General features: G+C 68.2%; 9 protein-coding genes and 1 pseudogene. 7 read left to right on the forward strand and 3 right to left on the reverse strand.

All coding sequences use genetic code 11. The features are described from left to right. Positions 1–95 precede the first annotated feature (95 nt). Positions 96–1631, reverse strand: a complete 1536-nt coding sequence (locus tag ACWCRD_RS15250) for an ISL3 family transposase (protein WP_450966282.1) — start codon at positions 1629–1631, stop codon at positions 96–98. 191 nt (positions 1632–1822) lie between these two features. On the opposite strand from ACWCRD_RS15250, the gene ACWCRD_RS15255 reads away from it, so the two are divergent. Beyond that, positions 1823–2335 (forward strand): SUKH-4 family immunity protein, encoded by a 513-nt coding sequence (locus ACWCRD_RS15255; RefSeq protein WP_450966283.1) that lies wholly within the window; start codon positions 1823–1825, stop codon positions 2333–2335. Between the two features lie 6 nt (positions 2336–2341). Here the strand turns inward: ACWCRD_RS15255 and ACWCRD_RS15260 are convergent. Beyond that, positions 2342–2479, reverse strand: a pseudogene (locus ACWCRD_RS15260) (IS630 family transposase); the annotation flags it as partial. Positions 2480–3031: 552 nt separating this feature from the next. On the opposite strand from ACWCRD_RS15260, the gene ACWCRD_RS15265 reads away from it, so the two are divergent. After that, positions 3032–3865 (forward strand): helix-turn-helix transcriptional regulator, encoded by an 834-nt coding sequence (locus ACWCRD_RS15265; RefSeq protein ID WP_450966284.1) that lies wholly within the window; start codon positions 3032–3034, stop codon positions 3863–3865. 3 nt (positions 3866–3868) lie between these two features. Here the strand turns inward: ACWCRD_RS15265 and ACWCRD_RS15270 are convergent, their stop codons facing one another. Continuing rightward, complete coding sequence (locus ACWCRD_RS15270; RefSeq protein ID WP_450966285.1) at positions 3869–4555, reverse strand: SDR family oxidoreductase; 687 nt, start codon at positions 4553–4555, stop codon at positions 3869–3871. Between the two features lie 329 nt (positions 4556–4884). Between ACWCRD_RS15270 and ACWCRD_RS15275 the strand changes: the two genes are divergently transcribed. From ACWCRD_RS15275 to ACWCRD_RS15295, 5 genes are all read left to right on the forward strand, one after another. Next, the gene (locus tag ACWCRD_RS15275) at positions 4885–5313 is read left to right on the forward strand and encodes a DAK2 domain-containing protein (protein ID WP_450966286.1); all 429 of its coding nucleotides are present in this window, start codon (positions 4885–4887) and stop codon (positions 5311–5313) included. 947 nt (positions 5314–6260) lie between these two features. Next, entirely contained in the window at positions 6261–6782 is a 522-nt protein-coding gene (locus tag ACWCRD_RS15280; RefSeq protein ID WP_450966287.1) for a DUF2690 domain-containing protein, read from the forward strand. Continuing rightward, positions 6773–9769, forward strand: coding sequence for a hypothetical protein (locus tag ACWCRD_RS15285; protein ID WP_450966288.1), 2997 nt, complete (start codon positions 6773–6775; stop codon positions 9767–9769). The genes ACWCRD_RS15280 and ACWCRD_RS15285 overlap by 10 nt, the downstream gene beginning before the upstream one ends. Positions 9770–9876: 107 nt before the next feature. Next, positions 9877–10596, forward strand: a complete 720-nt coding sequence (locus ACWCRD_RS15290) for a hypothetical protein (protein WP_450966289.1) — start codon at positions 9877–9879, stop codon at positions 10594–10596. 83 nt (positions 10597–10679) lie between these two features. Further along, positions 10680–14687 carry an SGNH/GDSL hydrolase family protein gene (locus ACWCRD_RS15295; RefSeq protein WP_450966290.1) on the forward strand — a complete coding sequence of 1336 codons (4008 nt, stop codon included), beginning with the start codon at positions 10680–10682 and terminating at the stop codon, positions 14685–14687. The last annotated feature ends 12 nt before the right edge of the window (positions 14688–14699 follow it).

The following is a 14699-nucleotide window of genomic DNA, read 5'->3' on the forward strand; positions in this document are numbered from 1 at the left end:
CCACGACCAGACCAACGAGCATCCACACCGACTCACATGATGGGTGTGTCAATTTAACGGCCCTGTCGCACTTTCGGTGGTGACGGAACGTGCGGCTATCCGAGGAGGATGCGGTGGCGTAGCAGGGTGAAGCCTGCTCGTCCGTGCATCTGGCGCGCGATCCGCTTGGTCTTGGTGTTGACGCCCTCGGTGGGGCCGTTGCTGTAGGGAAGTGTGAGGGCGGCGTTGACGGCGTCGCGGTCTCGTTCCAGACCTCGGGTGAAGGCATGCAGGTGGGGCAGGTCGGTGCCGCGGACCTGGACGATCCAGCGCGAGAGTGCCTCGGCGTTGTCGGCGTGCGGTGCAAGGAGCGGGGTGAAGTCGCGGATGCCTGTGGCCAGTTGGGTCATCTCGGGGCAGGCGGCGGTGAGCTTGGCCAGGAGCTCGTGTTGCTCGGCCTTGAGGTTCTCGGGCCTGGTCAGCAGCATTCGGGCGAGCTTGCGCGGGGAGATGTGGCTGCGGTCGGCGTCCGCGCGGCCCTGGTTGATGTACTTGTGCAGGAGGTTGAGGCAGCCGGTGAAACCGAGTGCTTTGATCTCGTCGAAGAGGTGCTTGACGGGGACGCCGGGATCCTCGGTCCGGCGTTTGCGCAGGTGCTCGCGGTAGGGGTCGACGAGGCTGGCGCGGTACTTGGGGACGCGGAGCATGCGCTCGGGCCGGTCGGCGCGGGCATAGCGTTTGACGGTGTTCAGGGCCAGTTCCAGGCGGCGGGCGCATTCGAGCAGGCCGACGCCCTGGGCGAGCAGGTCGTGGACCTGGTGCCAGCGTTCCAGGGTGGTCTGGGCGCGGGGTCCGTCGTAGATGGGCGCGTCCAGTACGGTGGCCCAGCAGGTGCTGTGCGCCTTGACCTCGCTCAGAGCGGCTTCGCACAGGTTGTGCCACAGATGCCACCGATCACCGACTTGCGTCGCACGGGGCAGGGCGCGGCGGATGGCCTCGGCGTAGGTCGCGGAGCCGTCGCGGCACACGATCTCGATGTCCGGATGCTCGCGCAGCCATGCTTCCAGGGTGTCGGCCGTGCGGTCGGGCAGCACGTCGATTCGCTCGTGGGTCTCGGCATCGATGATTACGGTGGCGTAGCGGTGCCGCCGGCGCAGCGCGAAGTCGTCGACGCCGATCACGCGGGGCGCTCGCCCTGCGGGCAGCGGGATCCGCAGCAGAGTGCGCAGAGCCGTGTGACGCGAGACGCCCGCCGCGAGTATCGCCAGCAAACGTGCCCCCGCCCGGCCCGCTAACTCCTTGACCACCGCCTTGACTTGCCTGGTCGGGCGGGTGGTGCGTCGCTGGTATCGGTCCAGGACTCCGGGCACCTGTTCGCGGAAGGTATGTCGGCAGCCGCGGGTGGGGCACACCAGGCGTCGCACCCGCACACGGACCACCACCCGCCGGCCGTCGACCGGCACGTCGGCCACCGTCCGCCAGTGATAGCCGTGCACCCGCCCCGACGACACCCCGCACACCGGGCAGGCCGCAGGGTCCTGCGGAGTCCGTGCCCGCACCACGACGCGCTCGCCCTCGTCGACCACATCCTCGATGACCAGTGGGGACAGCCCTGAAAACACCGTCAGCACAAGCTCGTTGACATCCTTCACATGGATACCAACGACACCTCACCACTCTGCGTCACCACCGAAAGTGCGACAGGGCCGTTAGATTTACACTCCCTGGCACGGCGCCAAACGAGACCCTACTGAACTTGATTGAGTGATGTCAGGGCGTGCTGCAGGGTGGCAGGGGGCAGCTCGCGCCTTTCCCGGTGTCGCCGGACGAGGATGATGCTCGCGTGATCAGAGACTTCCCGCCGTTGCCGTTGCCCCAGTACGCCGTGGTCCGTATCGGCTGCTCACCAGGGGTGCCTGCCGAGATCGCCGCCGTTCTGCGGGAAGTTGGCGTCCCGGCAGGGCTGATCGGTTATGAGTACCAACCGCTGACTGAGGCGACGCTCCTGGACGGGATCGGTGAGAGCGGGTTGGTCGTCTTTGGGTCCAGCGGCGTGTTCGGTCGGCTCGGCGTTGATGTGGCTTCACGTCGCGTCGTGCAGATCCCCAAGATCGGGTCGGCGACCGCTTGGCATGTGAACAGGGACCTCGGGGCCTTCCACCGGTGCGTCGCGGGCACCATCGCCCGCTTCCCGTTCTACGAGGAAGACGAGGAAGACAGGTTCCAGGAGGTGGCGGACGAGCTTCGTCGGCTCCTCGCTGCTCTCGATGCCACCGCACTCGCAGACAACGGGTTGTGGGAGACCTTTTGCGATGGCGTGGCGATGGGCGACTACGCGAACTGGGAGGAGGAATGAGCCACGTCAGTCCTCCAGGGTCAGGCCGGTGGTTGTGAGGCAGCCGTCGACGAGTTCTGGACGGTACTGGATCCTCTTGAGCCGACGTTTCACGGCTCGGGTGATCTGAGTGAGGTCCGCGGCGGCGAGGTTGCTGATCCCGCGCATATCAGCATCGACCACGCGTCGAAAACGACACGCGCGTCACCAGGCACCGACCGGCCCCATGCACACCAGCGGCGCCCGAGACCCGTATCCCGGACGCCGCTCAAGACTGCTCCTTGACAGACCGGCCCACATATCAGTGCTGTGACCGCGAAGGTTCACCGGGCGTGACTGAGCGCTCCAGTTGGCCACTGAGCGCGATAATCGGCCCCACTGAGCGCCGTAGTTGGCCGCTTCGTTGATCTCGCGGGTGTAGACGTCTTTGGGCTGGCTGGGCTGGGCCAGGGCTGGGAAGGTCGGTTGGCCTAGAGTCTGTGGTGACCGAGCAGCCGGAGGTGCCATGTTCCTGCAGATGAAGGCATGCGCAAGAACGCTCGCATGCACGGAAGAACAGGCTTTGGCGGCGATTTACCAGCTGGCCTCCGGCCTCGGACCCCGGCCGCAGTCTGACGCGGAGTTTCCTGGGGGCATCTGTGAGGACGGGCTGTTCATGGGGTCTCAGCGCGTCCAGGGCTTCCGGGGACGCGTCGAAGCGGAAGCCGCGGTGGACAGATGACAGCGCAGGGCCGGCGGCGTGAGCTTGCCGAGTTCCTCCGCAGCCGGCGGGCGCGGCGCACGCCTGCGGAGGCGGGGCTGCCAACCTTCGGGCGGCGGCGCACTCCCGGGCTGCGGCGCGAGGAAGTCGCGACGCTCGCCGGGGTGAGCATCACCTGGTACACGTGGCTGGAGCAGGCCCGCAATATCCGCGTCTCGCGCCAGATTCTCGGGAGCCTGGCCACGGCACTGGGACTTGATGAGGTCGAGCGTGCCCATCTGTTCCGGCTGGCCGATGAACCGCCTCCGGACGGGGCGCCCACGCGTGCCGAACTGCCACCACAGTACGAGCTGTTGCTCGCCCACCTCGACCCGAACCCGGCCTTCATCGTGAACCCGCGGTTCGACATCCTGGCTTGGAACCGCGGCTGCGAACTCCTCTACGGCGACCTGGGCGCCCTGCCCGCGCCGCGGCGCAACGTCCTGTGGCTCACGTTCACCGCACCCGAGGTGCGGGAGATGGCCCGCGACTGGGAGACGGAGGCCGCGCTCACCGTCGCGTTGTTCCGCACGCAGGCCAACGAACGCATCCTGTCACCCGAGATCACCGGACTCGTCGCCGAACTGGCCGACGCCAGCCCCGACTTCGCCCGCTTGTGGCGACGCAAGGAGCTGGCGCCGTTCGTGCCCGAGGCCCGTACGATCGACCATCCGCTGCTCGGCGAGGTCACCCTCGACTACGTGAAGCTGCACGTGGCGAACGACGACAAAACGCTGGTGTCGTATCTGCTGCCACCGGGCTCAGAAGTGGAGAGCCGGTTCCTGAAACTCATCAGGAATCCGGGTGCGTGAACATCAGGCGACCGTGAACCCGCCGTCGACCGGGAGGACCGTGCCCGTCACGTAGTCGGCGCCGATGAGGTAAGCGATCGCGTTCGCGACATCGTCTGGCCGTCCGATCCGCTTGGCCGGAAGGTCCGCCGCCACGGCGGTGAACTGGGCCGCACGCTGTTCCTCCGGCAGGAACGACCACCAGGGAGTGTCAACAGCCCCGGGGGCCACGGCGTTGACCCGCACCGGAGCCAGTTCGGCGGCGAGCGGGGACACGATCCGCTCGATCGCCCCGTTGACTGCGGCGAGCGCCACGCTGCCGGGCAGCGCGGCCCTCGCGGTGGCTGCGGAGATCATCGTGACCGAGCCGGTGACGTCGGCCTTCTGGATCGCGTACAGGTACGGGAAGAGCTTGCCGTCGAAGGCGCCCCTGATGCCGGCCAGGCTCACGTCCGCGAGCGGCCCGAACCCGAGCGCGCCCGGACTGAATGCCAGCACGAGATGGTCGATGGCGCCGATCCGCTCGAAGAACTCCTTCACGTCCGTTTCCGAGGCGCCGTCGATCTGTTCGGCACCGGCCACCCGGCCCTTGGCTGCCGCCAGCTTCTCGGGGTCACGTCCGGTCACGATCACCTCGGCGCCGGCAGCCGTCAGTCTCTCGGCTGCCGCGAGGCCGATCCCGGACGTCCCACCCATGATCACAACGCGCATCGCGTGCGTCTCCGATTCCGTAGGGCTGTGTTGTGTTGCCCCATCAGCCTCGGGAATCCGGAGACAGTGATCCAGATACGCCTGATGCTGGTGGTCCGGCCACCCCCCAGGTCGTGCCCAGGGGAGGTTCGGATCGGTATCAGCAACACGACGGGATCGCTACCCTGCGGCCAACTGAGACGCTCAGAGTGGCCAACTGAAACGCTCAGTCACACCGGGTTGGGCCGTACTGATGGCTCTCGGCGCCAGTACAGTCGGTGCGCTGAAGGAGCAGAGGAGTCCCGGTGCGCAAAAGAGACAGCAACGCTGATGGGCACAGCCAGCGGGCCATGGCTGTCAGGTGGATACAGGTCGTGCTGTTCGGAGTCGTTGTCCTGCTGGTCGGATTCCGTATCTGGGAGCGGGATCACGGCGATGGTTCGAGCTCGATCGTGTTCGGGCTGATGGCCGCATCGGCACTGTCCATTGGCGTACGAGACAAGACCATGATCGACGCCTTCAGCCCGGCCGTGACCACCTACCAGGCGGTCGTCCATACCGGCGGCGACCTGGTCAACGCCACCCGCGCGGCACACGATGCCGCAGTTCGGGGCCTGAAGCAGACCGCCGACATGCAGGCCCGGAAAGGCCGCGCCAGCTATCTCGGCGCCCGCAGCATCGGCCACGTGGACCCCGGCGCGGCGTCGACCGTCCTCATTCTGTCCGCCCTCGCGACCGTGTGCTCGGGGGGCGAGCGGCGTACGGACGGCCACCAGTAATCCTTTGCACGTTTGGTCGGCTGATTGGCACACCCCGGCGAGGGTGGCCTCCTCGCCGGTCCGGACACGGCCGACCTCGACGTCGATGCCAGGCCCACGCCGCCGGGGGCACACACGACGGACGGCCGAGCCCAGGTACTGAGCGGATCGCCACAGCGACCGCCGCAGGGGAAGTGATCGAGGTCCCCAACAGCTTCTAGGCCGGCACGTAGTTCGCGTCCAACGGCCATCTGCCGGCGGACGCACGAGGCGATGGCCTCCTTCACCAACGTCACGTTCATCACGACACGACAAGCGCACTCGCGCGATGAGCGCAGCGCCCGCGACGCGCGGACGCGCCTCGACGATCTGGTCGCCCACCTTGACGAAGAGGAGACGCCAGGCCGCCACGCCCCTACCGGTTGGCGGCCGACCGGTCCGGCGGAAAGCTGTTCGGGCGGGCCGCACCGATCCGTGAGCCTGTGAGCCAGCCATGAGGTTCCCGTGTGTGAACTGTTGAACGGGGTGCAGGGCTGGCTTCCGAGGGCACCTCGATGCAACGCAACAGCATGGAAGTCGGGCATCCCGCGCACTGTTGATGTACCAAGAACGCAATCGAAGATGTTGGATTCTGTTTCGACTTGCCCCTTCCGTCCGCTACCTGACGTTCGCGATGCACCTGGGCCCCTCTGTCTCTGGTGTCCCGTCAACAGGGCGGGATCTCCTTGAGGTTGGCGGATGCGTAAGGTCCCGATGAGGTTCCCGTCCACGATGAATCTTGAGCCGCCCTTGGGAAGACCTTGGTTGTTCATGTTGGCTTTCGGCGAGGAATCTGACAACGTCGCGTGATCAAACGCTTCAGCACGTGGCGGCAGCAACGGGGGCGGAGGCGTCGCGCATGTGTGGCCTGATGGCGAAACCGCCCTTCGCAGTGGATTCACTTCCTTCCACGAGCGCAAAGGACGGCCATGGTCAGACGAAGACATCCATCCGGCTCCTGCTTCCGGCTCGCTTCCTCTCTCAGATCCCTGCTGCTGGTTCTCACCCTGGCTGGCGGCTCGCTGTTCGCGTTCTCGGGCCCGGCTTCGGCCGACAGCTGCAAGGGGTCGGACTGCACCGGCCAGAGCCCCGCCACGATGGGCTGCGACAACGATGCCCGGCTGCTGGAGGAGATCGACGACACGGGGTACTCCCTGCGGTTCTACTACTCGGGCACCTGTGACGCCTCCTGGGCGTATGTGACCGTCGACCCGGCGTCGAACACCTTCCCGCAGGCCGCGAACATCTTCTACGTCCCCCAACTCGGCGGCAGCGAGGCGTCGTTCTCCGCCGGATTCGTGAACCAGGACGACGTGGCCAAGGCAACGCCGATGGTCGGCGGAGACGCGACGGCGAAGGGCTGCTCCACCGACACCGGGCCGGGCTTCGACCCGGCGCCTGAGACCTGGAAGCAGGAAGGGACGAGCGGGGTGTGCACGCAATGGCACTGACCAGGAGTACCCCGACCGCACGCCGCCGGACCGCCAGGACCGCCGCCCTCTCCTGCGCCGTACTGGCCGCGGGCCTGCTGCCCGCCTCGCAGGTCACCGCGGCCGCCGCAACACCCCAGCCCTCGGCGCACACCGACGGCCGGCTGTTCCCCTCGCCCGCCCGGGCATTGGGCGACAACTGGCAGACGTCCTCCGACCGTGCGGTCATCGGCACCGGCGACTCCGAGGGCTTCCACATCCTGGTGGCCGACGAGTCGCGGTCGTTCCGGTACCGGGAGCTGGCCGACCTCACGGAGGCCGGGCTCGACGGTATCGGCCCATGGACCGGGTACGTCTGCACCACCGGCTCCGGCCGGTACGCGGCCGCCGTCTACGCCCCGTCCATGGCGGCCAACAAGCCCGTCCTGATGCAGCACGGCGCCTTCGCCGCAGTCGTGGACCTGACGACCGGAAAGGTCACCCGGTCGGTCACCGGCGTGCAGCTCGCCTACTTCTCGCCCGGCTGCGGCCAGGGCGACACCGTCACCTTCACCCGCAGCGCCGTCGGCGACTCGGCCAGCGGATCCACCGAGCTCTTCGACGTCGACGCCGAGACCGGCAAGACCCTCGACCACACCTCAGTCAAGGGCCAGTTCACCAATCCGCTGCCGACCGCCGACGGCGACCTCGGCGTGCTGAACGGACGGCTGGTCAAGGCCGCCGCCGACGGGACGACCACCACCCTGACCAAGCTCCCGGGGCGCCTGTTCGGGCTCGCCCCGAGCGCCGGCGGGTCCCTCGACCTGGCCGTCGTGGCAAGCGGCAAGGACGAACTGCACCGCTGGAACGGCCGGAAGCTGACGAAACTCGGCACCGCACCGCTCGGACAGCTCGGTCTCTTTGCGCGCCGCGGCGGCGACCTGGTCGCCGGCAAGGTGTCCGGCATCGACACCGCCGACGCACCCGGCCTCATCAAGGCGGATGCCCCCGGCAAGCCCCTCGCCGCCTCCCGACAGGGCCATCTGCTCACGACCTCGGCGGCGTCACAGGAGCTCAAGGGCATCACCTCGAAGATCGGGGCCACCGGCACAGAGGGCGCCGGGCTCATCGACGTACAGGCCCTGGCGACCGCCAGTGACACCACGGCGACCACGCAGGTGACGACCGCGGAGGCCGCCGCCGACACCACCGACGACACGGAGCCCGACGTCGGCGGCCAGCCGGAGAAGGACGCGCTCGCGCAGTCCGGAGTGACCCCGAGCGACCCCAATCCCCAGTCGCACTACTCCAATTGCCTCGTCAAGCGCAACGACGTAAACGCCCAGGCCCTGCAGCCGAGCGCCAACATGGTCGAGTGGGCCGTGGACCAGGCGGTGCACGGCGACCTGAACATCACCCGGCCGGCGAACTACCTCGGCACCGGCAGCGACGCCTACGACCCGGAGACGCTCTTCCCGAAGGTCCCACTGACCGACGGCGGCACCGTCCCGGCCCAGGTCGTGCTCGGCGTCCTCGCCCAGGAGTCCAACTTCAAGCAGGCGTCCTGGCACTCCGTCCCCGGCGACGGCGGCAACCCGCTGCTCGGCGACTACTACGGCAATGCCGACAGCATCCACAACTACCCCAACACAGGCGCCGCCGACTGCGGTTACGGCATCGCCCAGGTCACCACGGGTATGAACGAGGCCAAGCCCGACGCGTACGAGCCGACCCAGGCGTACGCCATCGCCACCGACTACGCGGCCAACATCGCCGCCGGTGTGCGCATCCTGAGCCAGACGTGGAACCAGCTCAAGAGCCTCGGCATGAACGTCAACACCGGCAACGCGGCGTACATCGAGAACTGGTCCATGGCGCTGTGGGGCTACAACAGCGGCGTCTACACCGACACCTCGCAGAACGACGGCCACACGGGCCTGGGCTGGTTCAACAACCCGGCCAACCCCAACTACCCGGCCGATCGCGCCCCGTTCCTGCGTGACTCCTACGACGACGCCGCGCATCCGGCGAACTGGCCGTACGAGGAAAAGATCATGGGCTGGATCGAGACCCCGCAGCTGACCTACAACAGCCAGCCCTCCTACGCCCTGCCGCAGTTCCCGATCGGCGGCACGAGCCCGGCGGGCAAGCTGAATCTGAACCTGAACTACCGTGCCTACTGCGGCAGTTCCAACAACTGCGATCCCGGCGCTGCATCCGGCAGCGACCCGTGCCCGGCCGAGAACGAGACCTGCTGGTTCCACGGCTCGGTCTCGTGGGGCGCCGGCCAGGACAGCACCGACGGCTCCACCGAGAACCTCGTCTACTCGCTCGGCAGCGGCGAGCCGGCCCTGAACCGGCAGTACAACGCGGGCCCCTGCAACAATGCCCCCGCAGGGCTGCTCGTCGACGACCTGCCCGACCCGGACGACAACACCCAGGGCTGCACAGAATCGCAGTCAGCCGAGGGGAAGTTCACCCTGCAGCTCGGGGACAACTTCACCTACGACCGCAGTGACGGCACCTGGCGGGCCACCGGCGACATCGCACCGATCGACCTGCACCAGCTCGGCGCCGGATACGACGGACACGCCTGGTTCACCCACGGCTACCCGGGCGGATCCGGCAGCAGCGCCGACCTGTGGCACAAGGTCACCGCGACATGGACACCGAACCCGTCCCTCATGTCCGAGCCCGGCACCACCGGCCTGCTCTACGACATCTACGTCCACCTGCCCAACCACGGCGCCCAGGCCATCGTCCCGTACCACGTCAACGTCGGCATGAACACTGCCGGCGTGACCGCCACCCGCACCTGCAGCGTCAACCAGGCCACGCGGAGCAACGGCAACGACGTGTGGGTCGACCTCGGCACCGTGCGGATGTGGCAGGGCGGCAACCTCCAGGCCGACAACACCAGTCGTTCGGACTACACGGGTGACCAGGACGTCGCCTACGACGCGGTCGTCTTTTCCGCGACCACGACGGCGTCCAGCACCGGCATCTGCTTCCACGACGCGATGCCCTGATCCACCGCCGCACACCACGGCACGGCGGTGCGTCCCCCGGCCCGGAACGCCCGGGCGCGTGGGCGCACCGCCTCTGGCACACCTCCCTCGCTACGGAGCCCACGTCCATGAAATTCCCCCACGCCCTCGCGGCGGCGCTGGCCGTCTGCGCCCTGATCGCCGGGTGCTCGTCACCGCACGGCTCCTCACCGGGCTCCGCCTCCTCGACGTCAGCGGGACCGGGCGAGGGTGAGGTCACGCCCTCCGCCACCGCCACGACCACCCCGTCGGCGACGGCCACCCCCGGCCTCGACGACTGGCCCACCAAGCCTGCGACCGCCGACAAGTTCCCCACCGGCATCCACAGCACCGCCTTCGCGAAGGGGTACACCGGCGCCGACTTCCTGGCCCGGCTGGCGAAGCGGTGGAACATCACGCTGAGCGCCAGGAAGAAGAACGATTTCAAGGCGCATGACGCCTGGCCCGCCGTGTGGATCTCCTCCGGATCGGCGCACCCCACGTCCGGCATCGAGTTGAGTATCGCCGTCGTCTGGAGCCTGGACGGAGACCTGGAATCCCTCACGTGCACGGCCGACCGGAAGGCCACGGGGCACGCCGACTTCCTGCGGCAGTGCGTCGGACTGGATCACCCGGGCGCACACCCGCAGACGGCGGCGAGCTGGCTCAAGACGACCACACCGGCCGTCGACAAGGCGTTCACCCAGGCCAAGAAGGCGGTCGGCAGCCCCCTGCACCGATCCGGCCCGGCCGCCACCTACCTGCAGGAATACGGCGCCGGTCAGGCCGGGGCGACGTACTCGCTCCGGATCTTCGGCGCCGCCTCATAAGGAACCGAGCACCTCACGCACTGCCCCGGCCCCGGGCACCACCCGGGCCCCTGCCTCAGCCCACCCGGCATCAGGAGTGTGCGTTGACATCCACAACACCCCTGCGGGCGCTGTCCACGGCCGCAGCCTGCGCCGCGCTGGTCGGCGCCTTCGTACAGGCCACACCCGCCACCGCCTCATCCGGACCGTCACCGTCCCCGGCGCACAGCAGTGCCACCGATCCTGACAACACGCTCGGTTCAGCCTGGCAGAAGTCATCGGACCGGGCCGTCACCCTGGCTGCAGACACCGACGGGGTCCACCTGCTCGTGGCGGACAGCCGCAGCGCCTACAGCTGGAAGGACGCGGCCGTGCTCGCCGAGCCCGGCGTGCAGGCGGACACCTGGATCGGCAACGAGTGCGTCATCGACCACTCGCACGCCGCTGTCGCCTACGCGCCCCGCACCTTCACCAACCACGAACAGCTCATGGAACGCGGCGCGTTCACGGCCGTCGTCGACCTCGACTCCGGGGACGTCACCAAGCTGCCTTTCACGGCGTCCCTCGCCTACTTCTCCCCGTCCTGCAACCCCGGCCTGCGCCAGGCGACGTTCACCGCGCTCGGCGACGACAGCACACGTCTGGTCACTGTCGATACGGCAGGTAAGACCGTCAACTCCCCAGTGGTGGCAGGGGAGATCACCTCGGCCGTCCCCGTGAAGGACGGATTGGTCGCCGGACGCGACGACCAGCTGGTGCACATCCGCGCGTCGGGCACCGTGAAGAACCTCGCCAAGACCGCGGGCACCCCCTACGAGATCCACGCCGGTACCGACGGCCGGATCGCCTACCTCGACCACACGGCGACCACCAGCCGCGCCAGAGTCCTCGTCGCAGGGCACGTCAGCACCGTGGCCACCGGAAAACTCGGCGCCATCGGCCTCGGCCAGGGCGGCGGCCGGAAGGTCTTCCTCACCGGCACGCCCACTGGCTCCGAGCACCTGCCGGCCGCCGGCCTGACCCGGCTCGACGCGCCGGCCGACAGCGCCGTCTCCAGCGACGGACGCCTGGCCGTCTCCGCCGTCCTGACCCCCGGAGTACGGGCCGGACTGAAACGGATCGCCGACGCGGGCCGCGACTTCACCGGAAACAAGTCCGCCACCACGGCATCTGGACCGGACACCGAGAAGGCCACCACGGTGACCGCGACTGCGACGGTCACCGGCGAACAGATCACCGGAACCGTCCAGGACAGCGGCTCCCCGGACGCGTCCGGCAAGGCGGCTTCCCCGGCCATCGCCACGGACGGGCAGCCCGGCAGCGCCCACACCATGGCCCTCGCGTCGGCCGACACCGACAGCGTCTCGCACGACACCGTCGACAGCGACCGCTATTGCTCCGTCCCCCGCAACGACGTCGACACACAGGCCCTGCAGCCCACCCCCAACCAAGTCGAATGGGCCGTCGACATGGCCGTACGGAACGATCTGAGCTCCGGCTGGATCAGCCAGGGCGGATGGCGCTCCCAGACCGGCCTCGGCACGATCGACCCGCAGTCGCTGTTCCCGCTGCCGCAGTTGACCGGCGGCGGACGGATGCCCGCGCAGGTGCTCCTCGGCGTGCTCGCCCAGGAGTCGAACCTGTGGCAGGCCGAAAGCGGTGCCGTCCCCGGGCAGATGGGCAACCCACTGGCCTCCACTGCAGGGTTCTACGGCCATCAGGCCGACCCGGACAACCCGCTGTCGTACTGGCAGATCCACTGGGAGGACTCCGACTGCGGCTACGGAGTCGGCCAGATCACCGACGGCATGCGCATGGCCGGCCACGAGAAGACCGACGAGACCGCGCTCGCCCCCGACGTGCAGCGCGCCGTCGCCCTGGACTACACGGTCAACGTCGCCGCTTCCGCGCGGATCCTCGCCCAGAAGTGGAACGAGATCCACTCGGGCGACCAGACGATCACGGTCAACAACGACTCGGCCTCCGCCATCGAGAACTGGTTCGCCGCACTGTGGGACTACAACAGCGGTCTGAACACCCTCGCGGACGCCCCGGACAACGACGGCCACTGGGGCCTGGGCTGGTACAACAACCCGGCCAACCCGCTCTACCCGCCGGACCGGCAGCCGTTCATGGACACCAGCGTCGACCCGGACGCCAACCACGACGCCGCGCACCCGCAGGACTGGCCGTACGAGGAGAAGGTGATGGGCTGGGCCGCCTGGTCCATCGACACCGGTTACTCCTACGACACCAGCGGCAATCAGGACCGGGAAGGGGACACCGGCTACAACACCGCCGGCTTCTACCCGGCCTGGTGGACCGACGCCGACCTGCGTACCCAGATCAAGCCGCCGCTCGCCACCTTCTGCGACAGCAGCAACGACTGCGACGTGAGTGATCCCCCGCCGTGCGAGACCCAGCACATCGACGGCTGCGACGAACTGCACTGGTGGAACGCGCAGAACGCGACCTGGAAGAACGACTGCACCGACGACTGCGGACACGAGAACCTCAAGTACGCGACGCTGCGCAGCGAACCCGGACGCGGCTACAACCTGCAGTACGGCACCCCCGTGTGCACCAACGACGGTCTGCCCTCCGGATCCGTCGTCGTCACCTCCGTACCGAACGGCACCCCGACCTGGAGCGACTGCGGCGCCGTCAGCGCGGACGCAGGATCGTTCCAGTTCACCTTTTTCGCGGACTCCGACAACCACTTCGAGGCCCGCGGCGACCTCCACCAGATCGGCGGCGGCTACGACGGCCACTTCTGGTACGCGCACACCCGCTCCACCGATACCGGCGTGAGTGACCTCAACCAGACCGCCACCTGGTACGACGCCACCACCGGGGAGTTCGTCGCCGACGGGGATGCGGCCAAGCAGTTCGCCGCCACCCCGGTCGATGCCGGCGGCAACATGGCGATCACCGGCGACTGGAACGTGGGACAGCATCTGGACGGCTGGCAACGCGTCTGGGTTCATGTCCCCGACACCGGGATGACCGCCCAGCAGGCGATTTACACCATCCACACCGGATCCGGCACCACGAACCGCGTCATCAACGCCCACATGAAGGCGAACACCTGGATCTCCCTGGGCGCGGTGGACTTCTCCGGCACCGACTGGCAGGGCATCAGCCTCACCGACTTCGCCTTCGGCGCCACCGCCGACAACACGATCGCCTGGGACTCGGTCGCCTTCACCGCCCTGCCGGGCAAGCCGAAGGACACCGTCGTCCAGCTCGGTGACTCCTACGCCTCCGGCACGGGCGTCGGCGACTACTACCCCAACACCGACACCGGTCCGCACCTGGTGAGCGGCGATCCGAAGCCGGCCACCTACGACGCGTGCCTGCGCTCGAAGAACTCCTGGATCCGTCAGACGGTCCTGCCGGGCACCTCGACGTCCGTCGGCGCCCGTGAGGACGCCTTCGACACCTCGATGGACTTCCACTCGGCAGCCTGCAGCGGAGCGACGACCGAACACGCCTCGCGCAACGGCCAGTTCGGGGAGATACCCCAGCTGTACTCGGGATTCCTGAGCTCCGACACCAGCCTGGTCGCCATGACGATCGGCGGCGACGACGCCCACTTCACCAAGATCCTCACCCAGTGCCTGCTGACCGGATGCCCGGACGACGCCACCGTCCAGGACTATCTGACCACCGCAGCCGCCAACGACAAGGCGTTCCTGGCCAACGTCCATCTGGTGGCGCCCAACGCGAAGATCGTCCTGCTCGGCTATCCGCTGTTGTTCGACCCGTCCGTCACCTGCGCGTCGGTCTTCACCACACAGCAGATGGAGTTGTTGCACGACTGGGGCCAGGACCTCAACGACGACGAACAAACGGCCGTCGCACAGAGTGCGGACTCGACGGACGGCCAATCCGTCTTCTGGTCCCCGGACGCCGAGTTCGACGGACATCTGCTGTGCGACTCGGACGAAGCACTGCACGGCTTCACCCAGACACCCTCGGACGACATCGCCTCGGACAACCAGTTCACCGCGACGGCGCCGTCCAGCATGGAGTCGTACCATCCCAACGCGGAAGGGGCCCGGCTGTACGCGTCGGCCCTTGAGCACGTCCTGACCAACATCGGTTACTGATCGGCCATCAGA

Source organism: Streptomyces sp. NPDC002092, assembly GCF_053593775.1.